The sequence below is a fragment of the Caulobacter sp. ErkDOM-E genome, assembly GCF_048541895.1.
Taxonomy (GTDB): Bacteria; Pseudomonadota; Alphaproteobacteria; order Caulobacterales; family Caulobacteraceae; genus Caulobacter.
Map to the genome: position 1 here is coordinate 2613115 of NZ_CP183331.1, position 25883 is coordinate 2638997.

Below are 25883 nucleotides of genomic sequence, written 5' to 3' on the forward strand. Positions count from 1 at the left end.
GCCGCAACCGGCCTCCGTGCCCGAGCAGGCTCCCAAGCCCCGTGAGCCCAAGGCCCCGCCCGCCCTGGTCTGCCTGTGCGGCGGCGGTCTTCGCATCATCGAGGTCATCGGCCGGGGCGGCGCCTGGCGCGCTCGTGCGCTCGAGCCGCTGTGGCGTGACAGCTCATCAGCCAGGCCGCGACGATCGTCCGCGCCCGTGCCCGCCATCGCCCCCGACCTTGGCGCAGGGCCTGCTGCGCCTCGCGTCCAGCCGCGCCTCAAGCGCCGTCCAGCCACCGCCAATGTCGGCGCCTCGCACCGCTCAGGGAGCGACATGTTGGACGTTTGGGGCTGTCGAGGGCGACTGCTGAGATCTATTTGGCCGCCGCCAGCACCGCGGCGACACCGCTATCGCCATAGCCTGACCCGCTCGGCGTACTGACCGCGGCTTCCTCCTCTGAAGGCTTTCGGAAGCCTCAACAATTGCAGACCTTAGGTCGCTCCGGAAAGGCGACATTGGTGCGGTAACCGTTAGCGATGCAGCGTCTGGGTCCGCACTTAGGTGACGGCCGGCAAAGGGGCGCTCTATCCCCTAGAAGGGCTGGACGCTTGGGACCGTGGCAAGCTGCCGAGATGCTATGACCGAAAGGTCAAAGACCCCCGGCGGCGGCCGCGCTGCGCGGAGGAACTCCGCCAAGGCTTGAGGGCCAAAGAGTCAGTCATCCGAACCAACTGGGCAGCTCGCCTAATGAGGCTAAGTTTGGGCGTATTCGCTCCTATCCAGCGCCTCCAGCCTGGCCTTCGCCGGGTCGAGCAGCAGGTTGACTAGGGCCGCCAGGGCCAGGACGACGGACAGCCCGGTCGCCAGCATGAAGCCATAGATCGGTCCGCCTAAAAGATCGCTGACAGCGCCCATGGCCAACGGCGAGAGCACCGCACTCAGGCAGGTGAAGAACAGGATCACCCCGGCCACCGCCCCGTGCTCGGCCTTGGGAAAGACGCTAATGCCCTTGGAGTTGATTGTCGGATAGACGATCGACATGAACAGGCCCGAGGCCGGCAGCAGGAACACCGCCGCCTCACGTCCGCCGATCAGGGCGCCGACGAAACAGACCAGGATGGCTCCCGCGCAGATCGCCAGCACCAGGGTCCAGCGCATGCGCGAGAGCATCCAGGCGCCCATGAACCGTCCAGCAGCGCGAAGCACGAAAAAGATCGACAGGGCATACAGCGCCATGAAGGCGGCGGGGCCCTGGTATCCAGCCAGTAGGGTCGGCATCCAAACATAGATCGCCGTCTCGACGCCGACATACAGCATCGCCCCCAGGCTGAACGCCAAAGCATAGGGATCGCGGCCGGCCCGCAGCACACTGCGGAAGTCGACGCGAGCCTCGGGCGCGATCTTCGCCCCCGGATAGCGGATGGTCAGGGCGGTCAGCATCAGCAGCAGGCACAGCACACCGGCGATAACGTAGAGCCACTTCCATGACGCGCCCGAGGCCAGCAGATAGGCCACGATGGCCGGGCCAATGATGGCGCCGACGCCGAAAAACCCCTCTACAGTGTTCATTGTGGCGGTGTGGTTGCGGGTCGAGGTCGAGATGTCGCCGATCAGCGCCAGGGCCCCGGTTTTGAACACTCCGATCGCCGCGCCCGAGAGGAACAGCAGCACCAGGAAGGCCACAAACTGGCTGGTCAGCGCAAAAGCCAGGGAGGTGATCGCGAACACCGAGAGGCCCAGGATGATCGTGAACTTGCGTCCCATCTGGTCGGCCAGGAAGCCCAGACCGACACCGCCCAAGGCGATGCCGCCCATGGTGGCGTAATGGAACGAGCCGGCGGCGGTCATGCCAAGGTCGAAGCTCTTGATGATCTGCGGGATGATCACGCCCACCGAGTCGGTGGTCATGGCGAACATCATGAACATCAAATAGGTCAGGCCCTTGATCACGCCGATATTGCCGCTGCGAGCGGCGCCTTCTGGTTCAGACATCGCTTACGCTCCGCGCCGCTTGTTCGGTGATGATCGTACCGGTGCGCGTACGGCGCGCCACCAGCTTGTCCTTGGCCAGGCCGTCCAGCGCGGCCCGGACGGTAATGCGGGACACCCCGCACCCCCGCGCCAGATCACGCTCGGTCGGCAAGCGGTCGCCGGGCCGCAGGCGGCCGTCGCGAATGTTCTGCGCGATCACCTCGCGGAGCGCACGATAGAGCGGGCGCTGCATCTGCGAAGCGGTCGGCAGGGCGATCATGCACCCTGCCCTTTGGCCAGGGCGATCGCGCCCAGCACCCCGGCCCGGTCACCCAGTTCTGGCGCAACCAGATAAGCCTCTAGCGCGGCCGGACCGACCAGGGCCTCGACATAGCCGCCCATCCTCTGACCGAGCGCTGCACGCGCATGGCCCAGCAAGGCCGGGCTGGCGACGCCGCCGCCGATGATAATCCGCCGGGGCGAGGTGGTCAGGGTCAGGCTCATGGCCAGTTGCGCCAGGTAGTCGCCGATCAGAGTCCAGACCGGATCATCAGACGACAGGCTCTCGCCCGGACGGCCGATCCGAGCCGCCAGGGCGGGGCCACTGATCAAGCCCTCCAGGCAGTCGCTGTGGAACGGACAACAGCCGGCGAATGGGTCGAGCGCCGGATCGCGTCGCACCAGCAGGTGGCCGGCCTCCGGATGCATCAGGCCGTGGGCCGGACACCCGTTGACCACCACCCCAACCCCAACGCCAGTGCCGATGGTGACATAGGCGTAGTCTGAAAGACCGCGCGCCGCGCCCCATTGGCCCTCTGCCAGGGCGGAACCGTTGACGTCGGTGTCGAGGGCGACAGGCACGCCAAACGCTTCAAGCAGCGGCCGGGCGATGGCCGCGCCGGTCCAGCCCGGCTTTGGCGTCTTGAGCACCGAGCCCCAGTCGACCGCATCACGGTCCAGGCGCACGGGACCAAAACTAGCGACGCCGATGACCTCGAACTGTCCCCGCTGAGCCTCCAGCACGGCATGGACCGCCGCCAGAGTCTCCGTCGGAGTCGTGGTTGGAATCCGTACAGGCTCCGACAGATCATCCGGCCCCGATCCGAACGCCACCAGCACCTTGGTGCCACCCAACTCAATGCCCGCAAACCGAGCCATCACAGGGCGACCAGCCACAGCACACCATGGGCCGGCAAGGTGACAGGACCGGCTGCCGGCGGCATGCCCCCCAAGACATCAATCGCGCCGCTTGCGAAGGCCGCCGGCAAATCGACCGTCACCGGCGCACCGGAAAGATTGCCCAGGCACAGGAACAGCTTCGCGCCATCCGTGCGCTCAAAGGCCAGCACGGCGGGCGGCCCCAGATCCAGCGGCCGGGCCGCGCCCGACACCCCATAGCCAGCCAGCGTCCGGGCCTGAGCAGCCAGCCAACGGAAGCGGGCAAATAGCGCGCCCTCCAGCGTCTCGGGATCGCCGCGACGGGCGGCCGCCGCCCAGTCCATAGCCGGGCGGTGCAGCCAGCGGCCATCACCAGCCCGCAAGGGGTCCTCGGCATAGGCGGTGTCATCGGCAAGGCCGATCTCGTCGCCCATATAGATCAGCGGCCAACCGTCGAGGGCGTGGATAATCCCGTAGAGCAAGGCAAGACGCGCGGGCCCCTCAACCTGTCCGTTGTCGCCAGGCGTAATCCCGGCCAGCGAGGCGGCCATGCCATTGGTCGAGGGTACGCCCCCGGCGGCGGTCTGGAAGGCCCGCCCCTGCGAGAAGCTGTCGCCCTGCCCGCCATAGAACAGCGACCATCGGGCAAGATCTTCTCGGGGGGCATAGCTGGCCAGGGCGTTCCAGATAACGTCGTCATGGCAGCGCACATAGTTCAACCAAGCCGCGCGCTCGGGCTTGCCGACGGAAGCGCTCAGACAGCGGTGGAAGATCCCGGCGTCGGCATCGGCGAGCGCGCCCCAAAGGGCAGTCATGACGCCATTGTTGTAGGCCAGGTCACAGCCGCCCACGTCGCCACCGAAGAACGGCAGGACGTGCTCCAGGCTCTCGATCGCCTCGGCGACCAAAACGACGCCTGGCGCGATAATCGACAGCGCCGCCCGCCAAGCTTCGACCAAGGCGTAGGCCTGGGGCAGGTTGCGGCAGGTGGTGCCTGCCTGTTTCCAGAGGAACGGCGCACTGTCCAGGCGAAAGCCCTGCACGCCTTGCGCCGCCAGGAAAACCAGAACTTCCAGCATCTCGGCGAACACGGCGGGGTTGGCGTAGTTCAGGTCCCACTGGAAGGGATAGAAGGTGGTCCAGACATGCCCCCCCATCTCATGGCAGGGCGTGAAGCTGCCCGGCGCAGTGTCGGGGAACACGTCGATCAGTTCTCTGTCGCGGACAGCGGCCTCTTCCGGTGTGAGCACGATGTAATAGTCACGATAGGCGGGATCGCCGGCTCGGGCGCCCTGCGCCCAGGCATGCTCGCGGGCGGTGTGGTTGCAGACCACGTCAAGGATCAGTCCCATGCCGCGCGAGCGCAGGTCGTCGGCCAGGCCTGCGAGGTCGGCCATATCGCCAAGGCGGGGATCGACCTGGCGATAGTCCTTGACCGCAAAGCCCCCGTCGCTGTCGCCCCTTCGTGGCTCCAGCAGCGGCAGGGGATGCAGCCAGCGCACGCCAAGATCGGTCAGATAGTCGAGATGTCCGCGCACCCCGACCAGATCGCCGGCGAAGCGGTCGACATAAAAGCTGTAGGTGGTCTGGCCGGGCGCGGAGAGCCAGTCAGGCTGGGTTTCACGCTCGGCGTCCAGGGCGCGGAGGGATTCGGGACGCGCTTGAGCGGCTTCCAGAACAGAAGTCTTCAGCTTACGGATGAACCCGCTCCAGCGCGGATCCTTGCCATAAACCTCGGCCAGCTTGACCTCTATCGTCTGCCAGTGGGTGGCGAAGCGACGGTCGACGGCCTGGGCATACGCCAGATTGCCGGACAGCCCGGACGCTAATGGTGACGACATGAACCACTCACTTGGCAAAAAGACCGCCGGACGCCACAAGCGCGTCCGGCGGGTTCGCAGGGAGACTAGAAGGCGTAGCGAAGCGTCGCCGTAACGGTCCGGCCGTTGATCGACCGGGCGCGGATGGCGTTGACGACCCCAGCGGTGATCGAACCCTCCTCGGCTTCGGTCAGGCCCACCTTGTCGAACAGGTTGTTGGCGTTGACCGACAGGGCCAGACCTTCGGAGACCCTGTACTCGGCGAAGGCGTTGACCTGGGCATAGGCCGGGAAGACCAGCTGGTTGTCGTCCTGGGCGTAGGCCTTGGCCGTGCCGATGACGCTGGCGCCGACCGTGACCTTGTCCCAGGCATAGGTCGGGGCAACCTGATAGATCCACTTGGCCTGGCGGCGCGGGGTGTTGCCCACGGCCGCCGGGTTCAGGGCATCCTTGTCGATCGTGGCGTCGGTATAGGTGGCGCCGCCGGTCACCGAGAAACCACCGGTTCGGTAGCTGGCTTCCAGTTCGATACCCTTGGCCAGATAGGTCCGGTCAAAGAACTTCTGGGTGGTGGCCTCGAAGTTCTGCTCCTCGGTCTTGGCCCAGAAGGCGGTGGCGAACAGGCCAAAGCCGTCGCGGCGATACTTCACGCCGGCTTCCATCTGGTCGACCATGTCGACGGCGTCGGCCTTGGCCACTGAACCGTCTGCCGCGACCTTGCCAAACAGCAGGCGGTCGGCATTGGCCCGGCCACCCCGGCTGGCCCGGCCAAAGGCGGCCAGGTCGGGATTGAACTGGTAGTTCGCACCCACCGACCACGAGGTGTAGTTCCACTCGTAATTCACCGGCGAGGCGTTCGCGTTGTCGATTACAGACACGCTCACTTCGGTCGGCTGGATCACGCCGTCGCCATTGACGTCGAAATTTGCCGCCTGTCTGGCGCCCGCGTAGCGGCCTTGCGCCTTGCCGCTATCATGGCGGAGGCTGGCGTCGAGGGTCAGAGCGCCGACCTTGGTTCCCAGGCTCAGATACGGCGCATCGATGTCGTAGGTGACGTCGTAGCGACGGGTGCAACAATTGCCCCAGAACGGCACGCCATAGGCTACCAGACCGCCCTGGGTCACCAGCGACCCGGCGCCGCTATAGACGTTCAGCAGGGCGGCGTTGTCGCCCTTCACTTCCATCAGGAAGGTGTTCCAAAGCCAGTCCATGGCGATGGTCTGGCTGGACTTGTAATAGCCCACCGTCACGTCGATGGGCGACAGCCCGGCGACGTCGAAGCTGCGCGAGAGCTTCAGGTCGTTCATGGCGTTGCCGAAATCGTTGATCTCGACGTCGAACATGTGGATCCGCATGGCCAGGCCGTTGCCATTCAGGCCGGCGGGCGCGGTGATGGACTGACCGCCCCTGGGGCCGTTGGCGTAGCGCAGGGTCGCGCCGGTTCCGCCGATGGAGGTCGCCAGGCTGGAGGCAGAAGCCACTTCCGCCGGGAAGGGCGAGACAAAACGACCCGAGGTCTTGGCGACCTTGAAGCGGTTCTCCAAGGTCCAGCCGCCGGCGATGTCGAACTTGGCTTCCGCGCCGAACTGCAGGCTATCGGGATGCATGCCGTCGGAGACCTTGCTGGTCCGGCGATTGCCGTCGCCATCCAGACCAGGATTGGCCGACAGATAGACCGACTGGATGTCGTCATGGCCGATGTCGAAGCCGGCGAACGAGCCGATGCCGGCGTCGCCGTTCGAGCCGGTGGCCCGAACCGGCATGGGCAGATAGCCCACCGCGCGGTCGTTCAGATACTTCACGTGCAGGCGCACATAGCCGTTGTCGAAATCCTTGGTCAGGTTGGCCTTGATCTGGCCGCCCTTCTCCGAGGTGTAGCCAGACTGCCGCGCGCCCTCGCCCTGGCGATAGAAGCCGCCCAGGTGGAAGCGCATCGTGTCACTGATCGGGCCGCCATAGTCGAGATCGACGCGAGTGTGGTCATAGCCCAGGCCCTTGGTCAGGGCCACGGCGCCGCCTTCGGTCTCGCCGGTCTTGCTGATGAAATTGATCACGCCGCCGGGCGAGTTCGAGGCGAAGGTCGAGGACGAGCCACCGCGCACTGACTCGATGCGGCTGACATTGGCGTCGGCGCGCAGGAAGATGTCGGCGTTGCCGAAGGCGATGTCGCCAAACTCCATAACCGGCAGGCCGTCTTCCTGCAGCTGCAGGAACTTGGCGCCCCCCGAGGCGACCGGCAGACCGCGTACAGCGATGTTGGCGTTGCCCTCGCCGCCGGTCGATTCCGAGCGGATGCCCGGCAGGCCGCGGAAGATCTCGGCGGTTGATCGAGGGGCCTGGGCCGAAATCTGCTCAGCGGATAGCGAGCTGACCGAGATCGATGAGGTCATCTTGGTGACGCCGGCGCGCGAGGCGGTCACGACCACCCCGTCCAGAGCCAAAACGTCCTGCTTGTTATCGACGGTCTGCGCCAGGGCCAGGGTCGGCGCCACGATCAGCGCCGCCGCGCCCGTCAAAAGAAGAGTTCTGCGCCCGTACATTTCATCCTCCCAAATGATACGCCCATTGGCAGGGCGCTTGAGCGTGATCCTGACCGCTACGCAATCGATTGCAAGATGAAAATCAGCGGATGTCGTAATTCGCAATCGATTGCGGTATTTTCGTTACAGAGCCCTGTAAAGCTCTAGGTACCGCGCCTCACCAGTTCGGGCGTCATGAACAGGGATCCGGTGTCTTCTCCGGCGATCCGGCGAAAGACCATGTCGACCATCGCCTTGGCTCCCGCCGCGAGATCCTGGCGAATTGTGCTCAGCGGCGGCGCGCTGTAGCGGGCCAGCGCGATGTCGTCGAAGCCGACAACCGAAACGTCCTCCGGCACGCTCCGACCTGCCTTCGTCAGGGCCTGGATGGCGGTGACGGCAATGAGATCGGAGGCGGCGAACAGTGCGTCAAAGACGATGTTGCTCTCGATCAAGGCCTCGACAGCGGCCTGCGCGGTGTCGAGCATAAAGTGGGTCGGCACCAGAAGCTCAGGCGATGGAGGCAGGTCCGCCTCGGCCAGAGCCGCTAGATAGCCTTCCCGACGAAGTCCCACCTCCGGCGCATCGGGCATGCCCAGAAACGCAATCCTCCGCCGCCCCTTGCCGATCAGGTGCTGAACCGCCAAACGCGCGCCAAGCCGGTTATCGACACCCACCGTGCAATAGAGCCGGTCGGGAAGATCCCCGCCCCATACCACCATGGGGCGATAGGTTGCGGCCATGGCGTTAAGTACGGCGTGCTGGTCACTCTGACCGATGATCAGAACGCCATCGCAGCGCTTGGACTGCACAATCCTGTCGAGCCACCCGACCGTCGGCTCGGACACCTTGCTCAGAAGCACCTCAAAGCCGCGCAAGGTGATCTCGTCAGCCAGTCGGCTCACCATCTCCTGGAAGAAGGGATCTGTGATCTGCTGTTTCGACTCGTGCCCCAGAGGGATCACGATCCCGATGGTTTGGGTCCGTTGAAGACGAAGCCCCCGCGCCTGCTGATCAACCACATAGCCCTTTGCTCTGGCGAGCGTGGCTATCCGGTCGCGCAGTTCCTGAGGAATGACCGGGTTGTTGGCTAGCGCCCGTGAGACGGTGGCCGTTGAAACCCCGGCCAACCGCGCAATGTCGGCCATCCTAACGCGTTTAGTGTCTTTATACGGGTCCGATATCATCGCCCCAGAATAGAGACGCTCGAGACATTGTTCACGTGGAAAGCCACCTGCAGGACGATGTATCTTTGCAATTGGCGGCCTAGTGGGGGCCCTCCGAGGCCGGCGTCGGACCCACCCGGACGATCTGACGGGCCTCGTCGCGCCTGTGAGGCTGACCTTCCCAAGGTCCGAGAAGAGTCAGGTTTTCGCGTTGCCGGAAACTGGGGCGCCCTCAACCTCATCACTGCCGGAAAGCGGACGTTCCCAAGGTCGCCTAAGAGTCGCGGTGCGACCTCTTGGTGCGATAGGTCTGACTCTGTTGGGCATGCGCCAGGCGCCTACGACATCGCGCTCACGGACCTTAGGCCTCGGATTGTAAAAGCCATTTCCGTCTTGAGCTGAAGGCAGCGTTTAATTGCCGCCCCCAATGCGGACGTTAGTTTCGAAGACGCACTTCGCCGCAAATCAATTGAATGTCAGCCATTCTCCAATACTCGCCACGCTTACGTCTGCGAGCAAGAGTTGACTACCCTTCCCCAGGTCGATCATCGCTCCTTCGCCAGTGTCGCTGAGCGTGAAGACCTGCCCCCGGTCTAGCAGCACCTTGTCACCCTCAGCGCTGGAGAAGTCGGCGACTTTGTCCAAGCCCGCATCGCTCAAAAAATAGAACTTGTCCGCTCCGGCCCCACCGCGAATTGTGTCGCTCTCCGGGGTGTCGTTGAGGATATCCGACAATTACGTGCCAATGATCGGCATAAACGGGGCCTCAACTCAAAGCGCGTGTTGGTGCTGTCAATCTAACCCAACCTGTCTCCACTTGGCGCAGGTTGGGCAAGCGCGGCCGGGCCTCAAGCCATGAGGGATTGCCACTCCGCCGGGGCGGCTGGGCGTTGGGCCTTGTAGGTTTCCCGGCTGATGAGGTGGCGCGCCGGGTTGAAGTGGCGGGATGGGTTTCTCATCCCGGCAGGCTTCCGGCCAGGGGCGGCGGCCGCAACTTGCTCTGACAGGCTCACGCATTTGCGCCCAGGCTATGGCCTGATGAAGGCTGCGCCTAACGGGAGAGCGAAGCCACCCTGCCGGGATCGTAGTGAAAGCTTGAAAAGGGTCCAACCGGCCACTCGGCGAGAGACCATATCCCGACAACCATGAGGCCGAGAACCAGATATGCGGCCGAAAAGGGCGCGAGGTTCCGAAGGGCGTCGGCGAGGCTGAACCCAGACCGCCAGCGCCGGCAGTAAAGGACCACAAGGTAGATCCAGGGCTGCAGCGGCGAAACGATGTTGAGGGCGCCATCGCCGATCCGGAAAGCCGCCGTCGACATATCTGGCGATATGCCGAGCAACATCAGCATCGGAACGATGATCGGCGCCAGAACGGCCCATTTCGCCGTTGCTGAGCCGACAAGGAGGTCAAGGGCGGCGGTGACGAGCACAATCGTCATCAGGATCAAGGGGGGCGCCAGTTGCGCGTCCGCCAGGGTGCGCGCGCCGGACAGCATCAGGACCGTGTCCATTCTGGATGCGTGCAGCACTGACAGGAACAGGGCGATCAGGATTGCGAACAGGATAAAGGGCGCCAGGCGCGTCAGGCCGTCAACCACCGCGGCGTGAACGGCCATGGGACTGGCAAGCGTCCCGGTCACAGCGCCATAGGACCAGCCGGCGCTCAGCAAGACCAGTGTCAGACAGGCCGGCATGGCGCGGAAATATGGAGTAAGAACGGCTCTCAAATCGTGGGCGCCATCGGGTGCGGATGCGCCCCAGCGGATAACCGCTATGAAGACGAGCGCCGCTGCCAGCGCCGCGAGGCCGGCCCAGATCATGGCCATGCGTTCCGCCGGCTTCAGGCTTGCCTGCAGTTCAATGGCTTCGGGACGAGCTTCGGCGGTTGATGGGGTGCGCGGGAACCAGCGGGGCTCGAGCCAGCGGTCAGCAATCGCCCAGGTGGCCCCGGCATAGAGCCCGGCCACGGCGAGCAGAATGAACCAGTTGCCAAACAGGGCATACCGCCAGTCGGGCGCAAGGCTGCGGGCTGCATCTTCGGTCAGCTGGAGCAGAATGATGTCGGGTATGCCAGGACCTAGACTTGCGGCGAAGCCCCCCGAAAAGGCGGCGAAAGCAATCAATATGCCCAGGACGGGATCACGACCGCGGGCCGCGAAAACAGCGCCCGACAAGGGCAGGTAAACAAGTAAGAGAGCATCGGAAATCTGATGGAACAGGTATCCCGTCAGGATGACAACGGGCGTGAGCAGCGCTGCGGGCATCAGTGACAGGCTGCCGCGAACGAGGGCGGCAAAGAGCCCGGACCGATCGGCCACGGCGGTGCCCAGCGCCAGCAGCAGAAAGATCCCGAGGGGGGGAAAAGCGGTTACCGTTGCCGGCGCCTGGGTCAAAAGGTGCGCGAGCGTTTTGGCCGACAGGATGTCAACCGTGATCAGGTGACCCGATATCGGGTCGACGGCGCTCAGGCCCGTCAGCAAGGCGACCATCGCAGACACCGCGGCCAGCGCCACAAGGCCCAGCAGCGCCGTCCGCAACCGGCCGGGGGTCAAAACGCGCTTGATCATCGGAATGCCCGGCGACGCCGTCCGCCAGGCCCAGTCCGGCTGGCGGAGCTCAAGAGGGTTCTCCGCAGATTACCAAGGCTCGCCCAGCAGACCTCAAGATCAATAGCCCAGCTAGCGCCACGATTTTCGAGTCTCCGAGACCGAGGTCTCTGGATCGATGTCTGAAAAAACCATCGTTCTGCAGGGAAGCAAACATGGATCGATCTTGCACGCCGCTATAGCGGCCTTCGCTATCCCCGTACACGTCCAGACATAACGATTAAATTACCCGAAATGAGTAATAACCGCGAAAACAACAATCTTTAGCTGTGCTGCGGTGGATTGTTGAACATTATCACACGGCCTTCGGGCGCAGGATTCGCGGCGCGCGCGCATGCCTTGCGGGGCCGTCCAGGCAGAGTGTTGCGGTCAGGCGCCAGCCATGCTCAGACAAAAGCATCAGGGTGCAGCGAAAAGGCTGTGGCTGGCGCTGTAAATTCGGATGGTCTGTTTTGGAAAATAGCGTGAAAAAAAGTCTGGAAGAATATCCTAGCGCTCACATGCTTGGCTTCCTGTTTTCCCAGAACGTCGACTACCTGATGAGTATTATGTCGGTGTATTTGGAGCTGTTTGACGGCGACGCGACAACCATGCTGATATTTTTTACAATGGCGAGGACATCTGTCGACCATCTCAATCGCCAGAATGTCCCGCGTGCGGAGGCCGCAGACGGTGTCTTCCCCGATACCCTGCGCCGACCGGTAGCCGCCCTGAGCATCGCCAACTATCTGGGCCTGCCCTACGAAACCACTCGTCGACACGTCATGAAGCTGGTCGCGAAAGGCTATTGTCACCGCCAGGGATCAAGAGAGTTCCTGATCTCCTCCGAGACGCTTTCGCGTCCTGAATTTGCCGATCTGGCCAAGCAATCCTTTGCGCTGACCAAGACGTACCTCGAGACGATCCGCCCCTACGTCGCGACCTGACGCGCTGATTGCCGCCGCACGGCCGGGCGAACAGCACCGCTTGTCAGACGCGTCGGACGGGAAGGGCTGGCGGCTCCGTCAGGTGTATGATGGCCCGCCTACGCCGTAGCGCGCCCGCGCCGCCACGGGGGGCTGGTGAGGCCGCCCTTCACCCAGACCGCTGCGCGGCAGCCACTGCCGACCAGAGTCCCAGTTGGGATTGGTCAGGGGCATCCCAAAGTACCAGCCTTGGCCGTACTCGATCCCGACCTCGGCCAGTAGCGCGGCACTCAGGGGCGTTTCGACCATTTCGGCCACGGTTTCCGCCCCCAGGGCCTTGCACAGACCAGCCAGGTGCTTGAGCAGAATATAATTGCGGCTCCCGCGCTCAAGGTCGCGCACGAAGCGACCGTCGAATTTGACGATGTCGACCTCCAGCGCACTCAGATATTCAAGCGATGCGGAGCCTGCGCCGAAATCATCGATACAGACGCGAAAGCCAGCGTCCCGAAGACCTTTCAGGGTCGCGGCAGCCTCTTCAAGACAAAGCATGGCCGCAGTTTCGGTCAGCTCGATAAGCAAGCGCCCACGCAGGGAAGGGTCGCCCGACGTGGCCTTGAGGAAGGGCGACAGGAAGCGCTCGTCGAGCAAGGAGGCGCCGCTGACATTCACCGCAATGCTCACATGCGGGTGGGCTGCGAGGTGACGACAGGCGCAGCGCACCACCGCCAGGTCGAAGTCGACGATCATGTCCAGTTCTTCGGCCATCCGGATGGTGTCCGCCGGGCTGACATCGGCGTCGAAGCGCGCCAAGGCTTCAAAGTGGTGCAGCACGCCGCCGCCGAGGGTGACGATGGGCTGAAACGCCAACTGAAACGTGTCGTTGGCGAGCCGCGTCCTGAAGCGGGCGGCATCCTGCACCACACGGTTCAAGGTCGCTTCGAAGCCACGGACCGAGGCGTCGGCGCCCTCGGCGATATAGCAGTCCAGGGCGTAGCGCATGGCCTTCAAGGCCTGGGCAGGGTTCTCGAGGTCAACGTTAAGATCGGTAATGGCCGGCTTGATGCCGGTGACAGCCTCGAGCTGCTCGGCGACAGGCCCAGGCGCGACCGAGGCGTCACAGAGTATGGCGAAACGGCCTTCGGCGACTTCGGAGGCGCCTCCAGCGATCGCCTGGGCTTGCAGCACCCGGCCGACGATTTTGCGTCGGAGATTGGCCATGTCCGTCGGCAAGGCCGCCATGGCCTCGCCGTAACCCTCCAGTTCGACAAGATCCAGCCTGAGTGGCAGGCCGTCCTTTCGGGCCTGCCGCATCAGGTCAGACGCGATCGCGCAAAACCCGGCCCGGTCCGCAAGTTGGTCCGAGGCTGCGCCACCGCCGGCGCCGGCGTCGACGGCGGTGGCGCTCAGAGCGCAGGACAGATTCGCCCCGCGCTGCGGCAGGCGAAAGACCGAAAGGCTGGCCGTGCGCGCTGGCCGAGAGCCGGGCGCAGATCTCAGCCTTACCCGGAAGGGCCCCTGGCGTTCTCCGGGTGAGACGGTTGGGCCAATCGCCGCCATCATCGCCGCGTCCTGGTCGTCGAGCACGGCATTCCATCCGCAGCCGACCAGGGCATCATCATCGAAGCCCGTCAGATGTTCAGCGGCTCCCAAGGCGAACAGAATGCTGCCAGCATCGCTGATTTCGAAGACCAGGTCGGCCCCGGCAACCGCCAGGCCGACGAGACGCACACTCTGCTGAGCAAGATCAGATCCAGGCATTGGTCTTCCCATGCAGACTAGAGGACAGCCCATCCTCGAAATCAATGAAAATATCCGTCAGTTCGGATGCCTTCACTTTCGAAAGCTTGGAACTTCTAGACCAGTACGTCCAGTAACTGACAACATGCTGTATTGCGCCGATCTCCTCGCCAATATCCATAAATATGTCGGGTGCAGAGATTAGAAATCGACGAAAGGCGGCTGACTGGCCCTCGTTGACGAGCACGCCATAGGCGTCATCGTATCGTCGAATGACATTCCGAATGCGTGCAAGCGACATGCGAATGGCGCCTTCGATGCGCAATTTCGCCTCGGCGATATAGGCGTCACCGGCCGCGTCTCGCAGCCCCAGAGGCGCGATCGCCTTGATCTCCCTGAGAACAGAGCCCAGTCTTGGATAGGTGTCGTGCAACACCCACTTGTAGTAAAGAAGGCCTCTCCAACAAAATATGCCGTCCTGATATTCTTTTTCGCTAAGTCGAAGAAGCTTTTTTAGAGGCTCAAAGCTCTTGTCAGGGCTCGACGATAGCAATTTCTCTGCTAGTCGGTCTGCGGAGTTGACGACCGCCGTGGCCTCATCGCCGCCACCGGTCATGCGCACGAGGCCCGCCAACTGCTGACTGACATAGCTGTGCATTTTCCCGACGTCGGCGTCTGAAATGCAGAAGTAGTCCCGCGAAGGCTCAACACCGCTTCTACGAAGGTGCTCTCGCAGCAGAAAAGGATCCAGCGAAGGCAATTCATCGATCAGATCAAGAACCTTGCGATCTGATCTACCGAATTTGACGTCATCGCCGAACATGTCCTCCGAAACAGCATCGAAATTCTTCTGTCCGACAAACAGGCAATGAGCGCCAAAGCGAAAATCATTGATGTCGAAAGGAACTAGAATCTTTGTTGCATTGAATCGCGGCTCTTCAAAAATATCGGCTTCGTGCGGACGAACCCGATGTTTTATAATGACCGAGCTCTCCAATATCCTATTGCGAAACAGGCGAGATCTATCGTTGGCGATCAAGCCGGATCGGTTTCGACTGATCCTGGCCAGATTCAAAATCCGTGTTGTCGAAGCGGTTTTCTGAATGTGTGTCAGCCGCCTGACTGTTCTGTCTCTTTCCACACGACGACCCCCAAAAACTGAGGTTATCGACTAGTTGGACTAGCGTTACCGCAAGGCTTACAAAACAGACTAGCAACGCCAGATTGCCCATCCCAACCCATGTATTGTATCCACAATGAGTAATATGAGCTATTAGCTCCGGGCTATCGTTTCGCGAGTTAACAAAAGGTGAATTACCAAGCAATTTAGGAACGAAAGCTTAAACGATCGAGCCTGCAGGCTGGCCTTTACTCAGAATAGGTAGAAAACTAGTTGAGAAAGGTGCGGCCGGCGACTAACCCCTTAAGCAGGCCGCCATGGGGGCTGCACAATGGAAATGGGGCGCGATTAGCCTCGAATGCTATCGAGAGGGGGTTTCTGATGTCGATACCGCTTCAAGCCGGTGCGGTTATTGACTGGAGCGGCAATGCCGCAGCCAGGCGCGCGATTGCCGTTACCGAGGTCAATGCCAAGGTTACTGCGCCATCGACGGCGCCGGACGGCAAGTCTTTGGCACATGCCGGCGGCCAGAACCAAAGGCTGGTGATTGAACAGGATAAGCCGACCGGTTCCTTCGTCTACAAAACTGTTGATCGGCTCAATGGGGACGTTCTGTTTCAGTATCCTTCCGATGAACTTCTCCGGCTCAGAAACAACCCCGCCTACGTTTCTGGAGCGTTGTTTTCTAAAAGCGCATAGAGCATCTCACCTTCCGGCCGAACCCGTCACGAGCGACGCCTGGGGTCTGGCGCATCTCTCCCTTTAGCCATCGAGACCCAGGCGCTGCGGCAACCATCGCGCGCCCATGACCTGCGACGGCACTGGCCCGCTGGCGTCGCGGGGCGAGCGTTGTTGGCCGTATGCTCTTCCGGGGCTCTGCCTAGGCGGCTCAAGGGCCGGCCGTCATCGGGGTCATCCTTATGACCTTCTCCAGTCTGGATATGCCCTTTGGATAACGACCGGTCGATTAGACGACTGACGAATCTTTCCAGGACCTCATCGACGGCGCGCGTTTTGAATCTGTACGACGTGCATCGGCGACATTGTGCCGTACCCGCCTTCGAAAAGGCGCCGTTGTTCAAAAATCGAGTTCTGAACCGGGCGATTATTCTCAAGCACAAGCTGAGGGGTAATGAGCTTGAGATGTTTGACTCGCACGTCGGGTCGGCGACAAAAGTTCTTTTGCCCATCGACGCCGCCGACCTCCGAGCCGGGGCGCACTTTTTCTTCGTTGGCCAAAAAGATTTCGAGGCGGTGACCGAGGAAGCCTTTGGCGCCGATCTGCGGCCGGGCGCTCGCGACCGGAACGTTCTGGACCAGATTGACCAGCTACCGTCCCTCGACCCGTTCCTGCTGCGGGAATATCTCCGGCGCTCCGGAATCGAGCCGGCGCGGGAATATTTCAACATCTCCGACGCAGACGTCCTGAACATGCAGAAATTTGTCCAGATGGACATTCAGGCCTTGTCGACCCTGTCGGGCGGCGACCAGCCCGGCATGCCCTCCGGCAGGCTTGTGGACAAGCTGCTCTCGCCGCGTCCTGAGGTCGACTTTGGCCCTCTGCGCGAGGTTCTGAGACTTGAGGACAAGCAATTCCTGGACGGGATTTTCGCCTGGCGGGGATTTCTCTACTACAAGTGGGTGCTGAGCGACGTGATGCCGCGCGTTGATCAGACAATCAAGAGCATGGTGTCGGTCACGCCTCGCGGCGTCCGCGACGCCGAGAGTGCTGCCTATATCCCGCTCGCGCGAGCGCGGATTGTGGCCGCAGTCCGCGAGCGCATCCGCGCCGTGCAAGCCACGCTGAGTACGTATGACCGGGCCTTTCACGCCCTGACCGACGATGGAAAACCCGGGACGTTCCGCGATTTCCTGATCGAATCGCCCCACCTGTTCATGTCGCTTGGCCAGCGTCTGGGCGCGCTCCAGCACATTGTCAGCTTCTGGTCCTACCGCTTTCCCCGGTCCAAGCCGGTGGCGGTGGGCTACGTTGATCTGATGGATATCCTTATGGACTTTGAAGACGGCATCGCGCTTGAGGGGCTTGAGGACGACGCTCCAATGATGCAGCGCGCGGTTGGCTAGAGCATTTTTCGACCTGATTGGATCGTCAGGAAGTGAACGAATCCGTTCCGCCGGGGTGGTGTGCGCTGTTTGAGGGGAAGCCCCCTGTCTGAAAGGCTTTGGAGTCGAGCCCCCCCTTCTGACTGGAGCACTCCAGAGCGTGCTGTAGCCTAACCCCAACCTGTCTCCACCTGGCGCAGTTCGGGCAGACACGGCCGGGCCTCAGGCCATGAGGGATTGCCACTCAGCCAAGGCGGCTGAGCGTTGGGCCTTGTGAGTTTCCCGGCTGATGAGGTGTCGCTCATGACCCCCCCGAGAAAGCGGAGGGAAGTGAGTGAATTCAATCACTTAACCTCTACCGGATAGATCCAGCTGATCCGCTAGAACTTTCCTCTAAGTCCTTGAAAAGATTGATGGTGCGGGCGGTCGGGGTCGAACCGACACTCCTTTCGGAACCGGATTTTGAGTCCGGCGCGTCTACCAGTTTCACCACGCCCGCAGACTTCGCTCTTCGCGAAGGGCCGTCTCTCTAGCAGGCGTCGGACACGAATTCCAGTGGCGAGGGGGCGGGTCTAGAGTCGTTGCGCACAGGAGATTCGCATGATGCCCCGCCCCGCCCCCCGCAACCTGATCACGGACGTTCCCGGACTGACCGTGGGGTGCGCGCAGGATGAGGCCGTGCGCAGCGGCGTTACGGTGGTGCTGTGTCCAGAAGGCTGGAGCGCGGCCGTCGATGTGCGCGGCGGCGGCCCCGGGGTGCGCGAGACCGAGACGCTGGCGCCCGAAAACAGCTTCAGCCGAGCGCACGCCATCTGCCTGTCGGGCGGGTCGGTTTTCGGTCTTGGCGCGGCCGATGGGGTCGCCAGCATTCTTTCGTCCCGCGACGTAGGCGTTCGTCTCGCTGCGGGCTCGCTGGCCATTCCCATCGTTCCCGGCGCGGTATTGCACGACCTCGCCAACGGCGGCGACAAGAGCTGGGGACTGGACCCGCCCTATCGCGCTCTCGGGATGGCGGCGGTCGCCGCTGCCGGCCAGAGCTTCGAGCTTGGCGCCGTCGGCGCCGGACGCGGCGCGAAGGCGGGCCTCGTCAAGGGCGGACTGGGCTCGGCGTCGATCGATCTGGGCGGCGGCCTGATTGTCGGCGCCCTGGTCGCGGCCAATCCCGTCGGCTCGGTCTACATGCCGGATGGAGAAACCTTCTGGGCCTGGCCCTTCGAGATCGACGGCGAGTACGGCGGGCGCATTCCGACGGGCGCCGTTTCGGCGACTGAGCCCCTCCCCGACGAGTCGAAGCTCGGCGCGGCGGGGCGTTTGCGGACGGGCGCGAACACCACCCTGGCCGTCATCGCGGTTACGGCCGACCTTTCGACCGCCGAAGCCAAGCGGGTCGCCATGATGGCGCACGATGGCATGGGTCGCGCTGTGCGGCCGGCCCATACGGCTTTCGACGGCGACGTGGTTTTCGCCCTGGCGTCTGGCGCGGTGAGTCTGGGTGCTGATCCAGCCATACGGTCGGTCGAGGTCTCGCGCCTGGGATCGGCGGCGGCCGACTGCCTGGCTCGCGCCATCGCTCGCGCGGTCTACGAAGCTCGCGACTTCAGGGAATCATAGTCTCGCCGCCCGCCAACTGCGTGGCGGTGACTTCGAGACGCCCCAGCAGCCGCTTCAGCATCACGACCTCGCTGGGCGCCAGGCCAGACAGCAACGCCGCCTCATAGGCCAGGGCCATGGGCGCGATCTCGGCGAACAGGCGTCGTCCGGCGGCCGTCAACTCAAGTCGGTGCGAACGGCGGTCGGCCCGGACGGTGGTCCGGTTCACCAGCCTGCGCTCAACAAGGTCCTGAGCCGCACGACTGACCCGGACCTTGTCCATGGCCGTGCGGGTCACAGCGGCGTGCGGGGTCAACCCGCCCTCGGCCAGCACCGACATCAGCCGCCACTGCGGAATGGTCAGGCCAAACCGGTCTTCATAGGCGCGCGCGATCAGCCGGCTGACAGCCGCAGCGGCCGTCACCAGTCGATATGGGACGTAGTCGGCGAGACTCAGCGCCTCTTCAGGCGTCTCAGGGGTCGCCGTCGTCAGGGGAGAGACCGTTGCGGTCATGGCCCGTTCCTTTCGTCCTCCCGGGCGTGGTCGCTGGTTGTAGGACGACCTTTCGCCAATTCTTGCATCGTCACGTCAACCGATCCGGGATCAGTTTCGATCCGCGCCCGATTGATGTGGCGCTTTGAGCCGTATCGCCTCAATCGTCCAGCCACGACTTCGAGAGAAATCCCCGATTTCGCGCGTCGGTTGTGCAGCCAGGGCGCCCCACGCACGCCTCATGGGCGCCGATGGCCTGCTAGTGGTGCGAAGACGCTTTAAGCTTGAGCGCCTTCAAGTCGGGAAAGGGCGCGGTGCTGGTCAGCACGGCCTGGCAGCGCTCCAGTTCCCGCACACAGTCGCCCCGGCTCCAGAAGTCCGAAAACTCGACCACCGCCATCCGGACCTGTTTGGAAAAGTCCTTGTGATCAAGAACCTTGGCTTCCGGATGCTCTGCATGGTGGTCGTCAGCGGGTTTGACGGGATTGGCGATGACGACCGTCTGCCCGCCGAAGCGCGGACCAAGGATCGTGACATTCGGCGCGGCGGCCTCGACCACCGCCACCACGCAACGATCGCACTGGCAGCTAGGGTCGTGCCCGCCGTGGCCAACGGGCCCGCCGTGACCTCCGGCGCCGTGGCCGCCATGCTCAGCGGCCCCATGACCGTGGCCATGACCATGCCCGCCGCCATGGCCGTGCGCATCCTTGCCGCCCTTGTCCTTTTCCTCGACCGGCTCGCCCTTGAGGGCCTCGGTCAAACCCTTCATCGCCTTGGCGCAGGGGCCGCCGAATTGGATGACGGGCCCGATCCGCCGCTGCACTTCCTCGACCAGTTCCTGAGTCTTAGACACCAGCTCGCCCGAGGGCGCGCTGGTTGCGGCCACACATTTGGCCTTGATAGCCTCATGGATGGTCTTGGTGACATCGCCATAGCTCGCGCTGTTGTCCTTGCGGCCCAGCATGCGGCCGGCGGCAAAGGCCAAGCCAGCGATCACCAGGGCCGCCAGAACCAGACCCATCAGCAGGGTCGGATCGAAGATCGGGATGGGCTGATCGACCGGAAACTCTGACTGGTACACCAAACCCTCCCCACACTGCGCGCCGGCATGATGGCGCGACCTATGGTTAACGCAACCCAAGACCACTTGCACGGCGAAGGTTGTCACTCTTTGCGGGAAATCACGCCCCGGGCTCTCGCGCCCTGATCGTATCGCGACGCACCGCCATAGACAGCGACCTCGCAAAGAATGTCGCCACCCTCACCGGCGGCCCAGAGATAGTTTCGCTCGACCTCAACGTCGCGCCCCCCCGGCGAGATGCCTTCGAAGGTGTCGCCCCAGGGAATCACCCTGGACAGGTCCCGCCAGGTCAGGGTCATGCCGCGCGACAGCTCGTCAGCCGCCATGGCTTCAAGATCGGGATCGCTCATCGACAGGCGCTCCTGGCTTCAGTTTTCGTGAACGATGGTGAGCTTTGAGCGTCGCCTCGACAACCGTCGGAGCGCAGGATAGGTCGCGGACGAACGCAGGAGACGATCATGGGCATTCCCAAGGGCAAGCGCGACTTTCGCGACGAAGACCGGCTCGATCCCCGCGAGCGCCACCAGCTCGAATACTGGATGAAGCGCTGGGGTGTGACCAAGGACCAGATGATCGCCGCTCATCGCAAGGTGGGCAACTCGATCAAGGACATCGGCGCGGAACTGGGGAAAAAGCGCTAACGCTTGTCGCGCTGAAAGGCCTTGGCCTCGGCGGCCAGGGACGAGGTGGTGTGGGCGGTCTCTTCCGGCTCGGGGAAGAACGGCAGACTGCCGGCGACACCGCGCAGGGCCAGCCATAGCGGATGACTAAAGTGGCCCAGGATGCGCAATGGCCGGCGCTTGTCGTCGGTGACGTCCCAGCCTTCCAGCTCGAACTGGTCGGCCTGTTCGCGCATCGACTTGATGTCGATGCCGTCCCAGCCTTCCGGGTCGGGAATGACGGCGGCCTCGTCAGCTGTCAGGCCGAAGGTGTCGCGCGCCAGCTGATCGATCTCGGGAAACTCGGCACGCGCCTGAGGTTCGGCGAAGGCCGGCTTCATAAGGGCCCTGTGCTCCAGCTCCGCAAAGCCCGGCAGCTCGATCAGTCGGCGCAACGACATGGTCAGGCTTCGGTTTCGGCGGTGTCGCGGAAGTAAGGCACCACTTCGCCCTGCAGCTTGATGGTCATGGGGTTGCCCTTGCGATCCATCGTCTTGCCGGCCGTCACGCGCACCCAGCCTTCGCTGACGCAGTATTCGTCGACATTGGTCTTCTCGACACCCTTGAAGCGGATGCCCACGCCGCGCTCAAGAAGCTCGGCGTTGTGGAACGGGCTGTCGGGATTGGTGGCCAGGCGGTCGGGAGGAGTGTCGCTCATCGGATCGGCTTTCGAATTTTTCGTGGGCGTAAGCCCTTGGACGGGGGTGATAGCCACCCGCCGCCGGAAATCCAAGCGCCGCGACGCCGCGCCCCTCACCTTGATCCCAGTTGGCCTCTGCCTTGGCCGGATCGTCGGGGTCGGGCCGCCAACTCGACAGTCCCCGAGGGCTACAGCCAGACAGGCCGCAACCACCGTGTCTCCCCGGCGGTGAATATCTAGCCAGAAGGCCCGGCGGCGCGGTCTGGAGACCACTTTGCCGATCATCGCGGGGGACAACGGCCGCGCCCCCTGCTAGCAACAGGCGTCACATAGCTGGAGCTCGCATGCTGCGTCGCCTGTACGACTGGGTCATGGGATTGGCCGCCTCGCGCCACGCCCCAAAGAGCCTTTTCGCCATCTCGTTCGCCGAGAGTTCCTTCTTTCCCATCCCGCCCGACGTGATGCTGGCGCCCATGGTGCTGGCCCGACCGGACCTGGCCTGGCGCTATGCGGCGATCTGTACCGCAGCCTCGGTGCTGGGCGGCATCCTGGGTTACGCCATCGGCTTTTTCCTGCAGGACCTCGGCATCTGGATGATGGCCGTCACAGGCCATGCCGGTGGTCTGGCCGAGTTTCAGTGCTGGTATGGCAAGTATGGCGTCTGGGTGATCCTGGCCAAGGGCCTGACCCCCATTCCCTACAAGCTGGTGACTGTCGCCTCCGGTCTGGCGGCGTTCAGCTTTCCGATGTTCATCATCGCCTCGGTCCTCACACGCGGCGCGCGGTTCTTCGCGGTCGCCTGGGTGGTCAAGAAGTTTGGTCCCGCCCTTTTGCCTGTCATCGAACGCCGCCTTGCCCTGTTTGCCGGCGGCCTGTTCCTGCTTCTTGTCATCGGCCTGACGGCTAGCCATTTCCTGGGTGGCAGCAGCGGAGGCGCTTGCGCAGTATGACGAGCGGCATCAACGATCCCGAGGCGACCACCGCCGGGCCAGCGGCGGTGCAAACGCCGGCCATCGAACTGGTGCGCGGTCCTGTTGCGGTCGAGGCGCCTGCGCCGATCAAGACGTCGATCCTCGATCTCGGCCTGGCGTGGTGGCCGCTCATCGCCCTTCTGGCCAGCGCCGCCATGCTGGCCAGCGCGCACGCCTTCGAGACCTTCGGCAAGCTCTACCCGTGCACCCTATGCCTGCGGCAGCGCGAGGTGTTCTGGGTCGCCGGAACCGTGGCCCTGATCGCCTTGGGCGCCCGCTACAGCCCCTGGGCCGCAAGGCTGCACCGGCCGTTCGATCTGCTGCTGGGCGTCATCTTCCTCTATGGCGCGGGCCTGGCGGCCTTTCATGCCGGTGTGGAATGGAAGTGGTGGCCGGGGCCGACCACCTGTAGTGGCGGAACCTCGGCGGCCGCCGGCGATCTGGTGGCCATGCTCAAGGGCGACAAGATCAAGCCCCCCGCTTGCGACGAGGCCGCCTGGATCTTCCTGGGCATCTCGATGGCCGGCTGGAACGCCCTGATCTCGCTGGGGCTCGCCGCCGCCGCGCTGACGGCGGGTCTGCGCAAGACCGAGGCCATGCGATGAGCAGCCCTGCCCCTCGCCGCCCCGGCGCCGGCGCCGCCCGGGCGCGCCTGGCCGAGATCCTGCGCGTCGATCAGGCCGGCGAACTTGCTGCAGTCAATATCTATCGCGGTCAGGCTGCGGTGATGCGCGCCAGCCCCGGCCGCGAACGTCTGGCCGCGCAACTCAAGGAGATGGAGGGCCACGAACAGGTCCACCTCAGCCGCTTCGATCAGTTGCTGACCGAGCGCGGCGTGCGCCCCACCCTGATGTCGCCGCTATGGCGCGCAGCGGCCTTCGCGCTGGGCGCAGGCACCGCCCTGCTGGGCGAAAAGGCCGCCCACGCCTGCACTGAAGCGGTCGAGACCGTTATCGAAAAACACTATGCTGGCCAGATCGCCGAGCTTACCGACCGCGATCCGGAACTGGCGGCCGAGCTCTCGCAGTTTCGCGACGACGAGCTGGCCCATCGCGACCTCGCCATCGAGGAAGGCGCCCGCGAAGCCCTCGCCTATCCCCTGCTGAGCGCCGTGATCCAGGCGGGCTGTCGGGCCGCGATCAAGATCAGCGAGAAGATCTGATCCTCTTGGCGTTCGCGCAGGCCCGGCCTACCCATGCTGGCAAAAGCACCGACCTGGGAGTCCCGCTTGTCTCGTCCGCCCCTCCGCCCTGAGGCCGCCTGCGCGGTTTTCCGGCTGGCGCTGAGCGCGGGAAGCCCTGACGGCCGCCCGGGCCGGCCAGAATTCATCCTCGGTTGACGATGTTCATTCACTGAATGGGGGCGAGGTCGTGGCTATGAAGCGGCCTCACCGAGAACCCATCCATGCTGACGCCCAACCATGTTGTGATCGCCGCTCGCGCCGTACTGCTGGTCGGCGCGGCGACCGCCGCGATCCTGATGCTGGGACCGTTTCAGGGGATGGAAGCCATCGTCGGCCTGACCGACAAGAGCGCTCACGCTATCGCTTTCGGCGGCCTTACGGCGGTGTCCTTCGCCGCATTCCCCCGCATGCGTCGCTCGGACCTGGCTCGGGCCGCCTTGATCCTTGGGGGAGCCGCGGAGGTCGCACAGATGTTTGGTGGCCGAAGCGCCAGCCTTGCGGACTGGGCCGCCGACGCCGTGGGTATCTTGACGGTCTATGGTTCCAGCCTGATCGAAAGCGCAAGAAAGATGGCGCGCGACCATGGCAACCTGCCCTTTTCGGCCATCAAAGCCACGAGCGAGCGTTCGGCGGGTCGCAGAGGCAACGCAGTAATGACGCCGATCGCGGCGAGCCAAGGCGAACACCCCGGCCGTTTTGCAGATCGCGCAGCGCGACGCTTCCCTCGGCGCGACCCCGTCTAGATCAGGTCGCCGCCGCCAGTGCTTCTTGCCCTTCCGGGGTGATCTTCCAGCCCACGCGATCGCGCTGCGCATAGCCCAGATCGGTCAGGGCGCGCGCATCGCTGATATTGATCCAATCGACATCATCGCCCGCCTGCTTGCGGGCGAGATTTTTCAACGCCAGCATCTGGCCTTCGGACAAGGCCATCTATCGAGCGTCCAACGCCGGTTCGACCGTCTCGGCGTCCGCCGGGCGAGCGGCTTCGCACAGCTTGCGCAGTTGCTTGAGCATGGAAGGGCCGCTGATCTGGCTGGGCGCGTCGGAGAAGCCCTCGGTCTTCAGCTGACGCCGAATGTCGGAGATGTTCGAGTATTCACCAGACCGCGCCAGTTGGAAGGCGCGTTCGAGAGTGGTTGGTCTGTTGGTCATGCGTCACCGTACAGGAGACGGTCCCCAACAGCGAGATGTTGTTCTTTCGAACACGCAGGAACAAGCGTGGTCGGGAAACGTTGGTCAGCTTCATCAGAGGACATGACCATGACTGATACCAAGCAGAAACAAGACGACTCCGCTCCCGGCGTGCTTGGCGACTGGTCCCAGGCTCAGGACCTCGGCCAGCCCGGCCATCCGGAAGATCGCGTCAGCGAAACCGACGTCAAGGAAGCCTTCCAAAAGGAAGACACTCCGACGACCCGGCTGGTGGAACCCGTGCCGGAAGGTGAAAAGCATGACCAGCTCGCCGAGCATGTGGATCTCGCCGAAGATCGGCAAGAGGCCCTGATCGACGAGAGCCTTGAGGAAAGCTTCCCAGCCAGCGATCCGCCTAGCGCCAAGCGGATCACCTGACGCGACAGCCCGCTTTTCGCCGACGCATCACGCCTCCAGCTCGATGTCCCAGTAGAGGTAGTCGAGCCAGCTGGCATGCAGGTGTCCCGGCGGGAAGCGGCGACCGCGATCCTGCAGCTCGTGCATGCTGGGTCTACGCGCCGTGTGAAACGGGTGCATGCCCGCCTCGCGCGGCGTTCGCCCGCCCTTGCGCAAATTGCAGGGCGCGCAAGCCGTGATGATATTCTCCCAGGTCGTACGCCCGCCGCGAGAGCGGGGGATGACATGATCAAAAGTCAGGTCGTCGAGGGAGGAGCAGTACTGGCACGTAAACGCATCGCGCAGAAACAGATTGAAGCGCGTGAAGGCCGGCGGCCGGTCCTGCGGCACATACTGCTTCAGCGACACAACGCTGGGCAGTTTCATCTCGAACGACGGCGAATGCACGACATGGTCATAGGTCGACACGACCTCGACGCGCTCAAGGAACACCGCCTTGATCACCTCCTGCCATGGCCAGAGGGACAGCGGATAATAGCTGAGAGGCCTATAGTCGGCGTTCAGCACCAGCGCCGGCATGCCGGACGGTGGACGGGAGAGGACCTGCATCAGGACCTCCCTCTGGAGCCGCATAGGCTCCTGTGAATCGGATACGCGATCGGACTGA

General features: G+C 63.7%; 28 protein-coding genes and 1 tRNA gene. 10 read left to right on the forward strand and 19 right to left on the reverse strand.

Going from position 1 to position 25883, the window contains the following annotated elements; all coding sequences use genetic code 11:
* Positions 1–733: 733 nt before the first annotated feature.
* The 8 genes from ACN2C7_RS12815 to ACN2C7_RS12850 form a co-directional block, all read right to left on the reverse strand.
* Positions 734–1972: an MFS transporter gene (locus ACN2C7_RS12815; RefSeq protein ID WP_419317354.1), complete on the reverse strand. Its 1239-nt coding sequence runs from the start codon at positions 1970–1972 to the stop codon at positions 734–736.
* Entirely contained in the window at positions 1965–2231 is a 267-nt protein-coding gene (locus ACN2C7_RS12820) for a GntR family transcriptional regulator (RefSeq protein WP_419317355.1), read from the reverse strand. The genes ACN2C7_RS12815 and ACN2C7_RS12820 overlap by 8 nt, the downstream gene beginning before the upstream one ends.
* A complete protein-coding gene (locus ACN2C7_RS12825; protein WP_419317356.1) occupies positions 2228–3109 on the reverse strand; it encodes an ROK family protein in 882 nt (293 codons plus the stop codon). The genes ACN2C7_RS12820 and ACN2C7_RS12825 overlap by 4 nt, the downstream gene beginning before the upstream one ends.
* Entirely contained in the window at positions 3109–4950 is a 1842-nt protein-coding gene (locus ACN2C7_RS12830) for an alpha-amylase family glycosyl hydrolase (RefSeq protein WP_419317357.1), read from the reverse strand. Before ACN2C7_RS12830 ends, ACN2C7_RS12825 begins: the two co-directional genes overlap by 1 nt.
* A 65-nt stretch (positions 4951–5015) precedes the next feature.
* The gene (locus ACN2C7_RS12835; RefSeq protein WP_419317358.1) at positions 5016–7469 is read right to left on the reverse strand and encodes a TonB-dependent siderophore receptor; all 2454 of its coding nucleotides are present in this window, start codon (positions 7467–7469) and stop codon (positions 5016–5018) included.
* A 143-nt stretch (positions 7470–7612) separates the two neighbouring features.
* Positions 7613–8596 carry a LacI family DNA-binding transcriptional regulator gene (locus tag ACN2C7_RS12840; protein ID WP_419317359.1) on the reverse strand — a complete coding sequence of 328 codons (984 nt, stop codon included), beginning with the start codon at positions 8594–8596 and terminating at the stop codon, positions 7613–7615.
* A 483-nt stretch (positions 8597–9079) separates the two neighbouring features.
* A complete protein-coding gene (locus ACN2C7_RS12845) occupies positions 9080–9349 on the reverse strand; it encodes a hypothetical protein (RefSeq protein ID WP_419317360.1) in 270 nt (89 codons plus the stop codon).
* Between the two features lie 316 nt (positions 9350–9665).
* Positions 9666–11183, reverse strand: coding sequence for an AbgT family transporter (locus tag ACN2C7_RS12850; protein ID WP_419317361.1), 1518 nt, complete (start codon positions 11181–11183; stop codon positions 9666–9668).
* A gap of 503 nt (positions 11184–11686) precedes the next feature.
* On the opposite strand from ACN2C7_RS12850, the gene ACN2C7_RS12855 reads away from it, so the two are divergent.
* On the forward strand, positions 11687–12148 hold the full coding sequence (locus tag ACN2C7_RS12855; RefSeq protein WP_419317362.1) for a hypothetical protein: 462 nt from the start codon (positions 11687–11689) through the stop codon (positions 12146–12148).
* A gap of 78 nt (positions 12149–12226) precedes the next feature.
* Here the strand turns inward: ACN2C7_RS12855 and ACN2C7_RS12860 are convergent, their stop codons facing one another.
* Together ACN2C7_RS12860 and ACN2C7_RS12865 are read right to left on the reverse strand one after the other, a co-directional pair.
* Positions 12227–13888, reverse strand: a complete 1662-nt coding sequence (locus tag ACN2C7_RS12860) for an EAL domain-containing protein (RefSeq protein WP_419317363.1) — start codon at positions 13886–13888, stop codon at positions 12227–12229.
* Positions 13875–14906 (reverse strand): hypothetical protein, encoded by a 1032-nt coding sequence (locus ACN2C7_RS12865; protein ID WP_419317364.1) that lies wholly within the window; start codon positions 14904–14906, stop codon positions 13875–13877. Before ACN2C7_RS12865 ends, ACN2C7_RS12860 begins: the two co-directional genes overlap by 14 nt.
* Positions 14907–15368: 462 nt before the next feature.
* On the opposite strand from ACN2C7_RS12865, the gene ACN2C7_RS12870 reads away from it, so the two are divergent.
* Both ACN2C7_RS12870 and ACN2C7_RS12875 read left to right on the forward strand, forming a co-directional pair.
* On the forward strand, positions 15369–15686 hold the full coding sequence (locus ACN2C7_RS12870) for a hypothetical protein (RefSeq protein WP_419317365.1): 318 nt from the start codon (positions 15369–15371) through the stop codon (positions 15684–15686).
* A gap of 315 nt (positions 15687–16001) precedes the next feature.
* Entirely contained in the window at positions 16002–17072 is a 1071-nt protein-coding gene (locus ACN2C7_RS12875; protein ID WP_419317366.1) for a hypothetical protein, read from the forward strand.
* A gap of 393 nt (positions 17073–17465) precedes the next feature.
* Here ACN2C7_RS12875 and ACN2C7_RS12880 read toward each other — a convergent pair.
* Positions 17466–17550: transfer RNA gene (locus ACN2C7_RS12880), tRNA-Leu, on the reverse strand.
* Positions 17551–17654: 104 nt separating this feature from the next.
* Here ACN2C7_RS12880 and ACN2C7_RS12885 point away from each other — a divergent pair.
* Positions 17655–18662 carry a P1 family peptidase gene (locus ACN2C7_RS12885; RefSeq protein ID WP_419317367.1) on the forward strand — a complete coding sequence of 336 codons (1008 nt, stop codon included), beginning with the start codon at positions 17655–17657 and terminating at the stop codon, positions 18660–18662.
* Here the strand turns inward: ACN2C7_RS12885 and ACN2C7_RS12890 are convergent.
* From ACN2C7_RS12890 to ACN2C7_RS12900, 3 genes are all read right to left on the reverse strand, one after another.
* Positions 18649–19155 carry a MarR family winged helix-turn-helix transcriptional regulator gene (locus ACN2C7_RS12890; RefSeq protein WP_419317368.1) on the reverse strand — a complete coding sequence of 169 codons (507 nt, stop codon included), beginning with the start codon at positions 19153–19155 and terminating at the stop codon, positions 18649–18651. The genes ACN2C7_RS12885 and ACN2C7_RS12890 overlap by 14 nt on opposite strands.
* Before the next feature lie 238 nt (positions 19156–19393).
* Complete coding sequence (locus ACN2C7_RS12895; RefSeq protein ID WP_419317369.1) at positions 19394–20215, reverse strand: hypothetical protein; 822 nt, start codon at positions 20213–20215, stop codon at positions 19394–19396.
* Between the two features lie 83 nt (positions 20216–20298).
* Positions 20299–20541 carry a hypothetical protein gene (locus ACN2C7_RS12900; RefSeq protein WP_419321470.1) on the reverse strand — a complete coding sequence of 81 codons (243 nt, stop codon included), beginning with the start codon at positions 20539–20541 and terminating at the stop codon, positions 20299–20301.
* Positions 20542–20673: 132 nt separating this feature from the next.
* On the opposite strand from ACN2C7_RS12900, the gene ACN2C7_RS12905 reads away from it, so the two are divergent.
* The gene (locus ACN2C7_RS12905; RefSeq protein ID WP_419255069.1) at positions 20674–20856 is read left to right on the forward strand and encodes a DUF3606 domain-containing protein; all 183 of its coding nucleotides are present in this window, start codon (positions 20674–20676) and stop codon (positions 20854–20856) included.
* Here the strand turns inward: ACN2C7_RS12905 and ACN2C7_RS12910 are convergent.
* Both ACN2C7_RS12910 and ACN2C7_RS12915 read right to left on the reverse strand, forming a co-directional pair.
* Entirely contained in the window at positions 20853–21275 is a 423-nt protein-coding gene (locus ACN2C7_RS12910) for a hypothetical protein (protein WP_419317370.1), read from the reverse strand. The genes ACN2C7_RS12905 and ACN2C7_RS12910 overlap by 4 nt on opposite strands.
* 2 nt (positions 21276–21277) lie before the next feature.
* Entirely contained in the window at positions 21278–21532 is a 255-nt protein-coding gene (locus ACN2C7_RS12915) for a DUF3297 family protein (RefSeq protein ID WP_419317371.1), read from the reverse strand.
* 326 nt (positions 21533–21858) lie between these two features.
* Between ACN2C7_RS12915 and ACN2C7_RS12920 the strand changes: the two genes are divergently transcribed.
* The 4 genes from ACN2C7_RS12920 to ACN2C7_RS12935 all read left to right on the forward strand — a co-directional run bounded on the left by ACN2C7_RS12920 (position 21859) and on the right by ACN2C7_RS12935 (position 24411).
* Positions 21859–22464, forward strand: coding sequence for a YqaA family protein (locus tag ACN2C7_RS12920; RefSeq protein ID WP_419317372.1), 606 nt, complete (start codon positions 21859–21861; stop codon positions 22462–22464).
* On the forward strand, positions 22461–23090 hold the full coding sequence (locus ACN2C7_RS12925) for a disulfide bond formation protein B (protein WP_419317373.1): 630 nt from the start codon (positions 22461–22463) through the stop codon (positions 23088–23090). The genes ACN2C7_RS12920 and ACN2C7_RS12925 overlap by 4 nt, the downstream gene beginning before the upstream one ends.
* Positions 23087–23647: a demethoxyubiquinone hydroxylase family protein gene (locus ACN2C7_RS12930; RefSeq protein ID WP_419317374.1), complete on the forward strand. Its 561-nt coding sequence runs from the start codon at positions 23087–23089 to the stop codon at positions 23645–23647. The genes ACN2C7_RS12925 and ACN2C7_RS12930 overlap by 4 nt, the downstream gene beginning before the upstream one ends.
* 242 nt (positions 23648–23889) lie before the next feature.
* On the forward strand, positions 23890–24411 hold the full coding sequence (locus tag ACN2C7_RS12935; RefSeq protein WP_419317375.1) for a VanZ family protein: 522 nt from the start codon (positions 23890–23892) through the stop codon (positions 24409–24411).
* Between the two features lies 1 nt (position 24412).
* On the opposite strand, the gene ACN2C7_RS12940 is transcribed toward ACN2C7_RS12935, so the two are convergent.
* Both ACN2C7_RS12940 and ACN2C7_RS12945 read right to left on the reverse strand, forming a co-directional pair.
* Positions 24413–24598, reverse strand: a complete 186-nt coding sequence (locus ACN2C7_RS12940; RefSeq protein WP_419317376.1) for a hypothetical protein — start codon at positions 24596–24598, stop codon at positions 24413–24415.
* Entirely contained in the window at positions 24599–24820 is a 222-nt protein-coding gene (locus ACN2C7_RS12945) for a hypothetical protein (protein ID WP_419317377.1), read from the reverse strand. It abuts the gene before it with no gap.
* A gap of 108 nt (positions 24821–24928) precedes the next feature.
* On the opposite strand from ACN2C7_RS12945, the gene ACN2C7_RS12950 reads away from it, so the two are divergent.
* On the forward strand, positions 24929–25237 hold the full coding sequence (locus tag ACN2C7_RS12950) for a hypothetical protein (RefSeq protein ID WP_419317378.1): 309 nt from the start codon (positions 24929–24931) through the stop codon (positions 25235–25237).
* 27 nt (positions 25238–25264) lie between these two features.
* Here ACN2C7_RS12950 and ACN2C7_RS12955 read toward each other — a convergent pair whose 3' ends face one another.
* A complete protein-coding gene (locus tag ACN2C7_RS12955) occupies positions 25265–25828 on the reverse strand; it encodes an HNH endonuclease (protein WP_419321471.1) in 564 nt (187 codons plus the stop codon).
* Positions 25829–25883: the final 55 nt, after the last annotated feature.

Coding starts and splice junctions, on each gene's coding strand:
- ACN2C7_RS12815 (WP_419317354.1), bottom strand. CDS start 1,972: ATGTCTGAACCAGAAGGCGCCGCTCGCAGCGGCAATATCGGCGTGATC.
- ACN2C7_RS12820 (WP_419317355.1), bottom strand. CDS start 2,231: ATGATCGCCCTGCCGACCGCTTCGCAGATGCAGCGCCCGCTCTATCGT.
- ACN2C7_RS12825 (WP_419317356.1), bottom strand. CDS start 3,109: ATGGCTCGGTTTGCGGGCATTGAGTTGGGTGGCACCAAGGTGCTGGTG.
- ACN2C7_RS12830 (WP_419317357.1), bottom strand. CDS start 4,950: ATGTCGTCACCATTAGCGTCCGGGCTGTCCGGCAATCTGGCGTATGCC.
- ACN2C7_RS12835 (WP_419317358.1), bottom strand. CDS start 7,469: ATGTACGGGCGCAGAACTCTTCTTTTGACGGGCGCGGCGGCGCTGATC.
- ACN2C7_RS12840 (WP_419317359.1), bottom strand. CDS start 8,596: ATGGCCGACATTGCGCGGTTGGCCGGGGTTTCAACGGCCACCGTCTCA.
- ACN2C7_RS12850 (WP_419317361.1), bottom strand. CDS start 11,183: ATGATCAAGCGCGTTTTGACCCCCGGCCGGTTGCGGACGGCGCTGCTG.
- ACN2C7_RS12860 (WP_419317363.1), bottom strand. CDS start 13,888: ATGCCTGGATCTGATCTTGCTCAGCAGAGTGTGCGTCTCGTCGGCCTG.
- ACN2C7_RS12870 (WP_419317365.1), top strand. CDS start 15,369: ATGTCGATACCGCTTCAAGCCGGTGCGGTTATTGACTGGAGCGGCAAT.
- ACN2C7_RS12885 (WP_419317367.1), top strand. CDS start 17,655: ATGCCCCGCCCCGCCCCCCGCAACCTGATCACGGACGTTCCCGGACTG.
- ACN2C7_RS12890 (WP_419317368.1), bottom strand. CDS start 19,155: ATGACCGCAACGGTCTCTCCCCTGACGACGGCGACCCCTGAGACGCCT.
- ACN2C7_RS12900 (WP_419321470.1), bottom strand. CDS start 20,541: ATGGCGGCTGACGAGCTGTCGCGCGGCATGACCCTGACCTGGCGGGAC.
- ACN2C7_RS12905 (WP_419255069.1), top strand. CDS start 20,674: ATGGGCATTCCCAAGGGCAAGCGCGACTTTCGCGACGAAGACCGGCTC.
- ACN2C7_RS12910 (WP_419317370.1), bottom strand. CDS start 21,275: ATGTCGTTGCGCCGACTGATCGAGCTGCCGGGCTTTGCGGAGCTGGAG.
- ACN2C7_RS12915 (WP_419317371.1), bottom strand. CDS start 21,532: ATGAGCGACACTCCTCCCGACCGCCTGGCCACCAATCCCGACAGCCCG.
- ACN2C7_RS12920 (WP_419317372.1), top strand. CDS start 21,859: ATGCTGCGTCGCCTGTACGACTGGGTCATGGGATTGGCCGCCTCGCGC.
- ACN2C7_RS12925 (WP_419317373.1), top strand. CDS start 22,461: ATGACGAGCGGCATCAACGATCCCGAGGCGACCACCGCCGGGCCAGCG.
- ACN2C7_RS12930 (WP_419317374.1), top strand. CDS start 23,087: ATGAGCAGCCCTGCCCCTCGCCGCCCCGGCGCCGGCGCCGCCCGGGCG.
- ACN2C7_RS12935 (WP_419317375.1), top strand. CDS start 23,890: ATGCTGACGCCCAACCATGTTGTGATCGCCGCTCGCGCCGTACTGCTG.
- ACN2C7_RS12940 (WP_419317376.1), bottom strand. CDS start 24,598: ATGGCCTTGTCCGAAGGCCAGATGCTGGCGTTGAAAAATCTCGCCCGC.
- ACN2C7_RS12945 (WP_419317377.1), bottom strand. CDS start 24,820: ATGACCAACAGACCAACCACTCTCGAACGCGCCTTCCAACTGGCGCGG.
- ACN2C7_RS12950 (WP_419317378.1), top strand. CDS start 24,929: ATGACTGATACCAAGCAGAAACAAGACGACTCCGCTCCCGGCGTGCTT.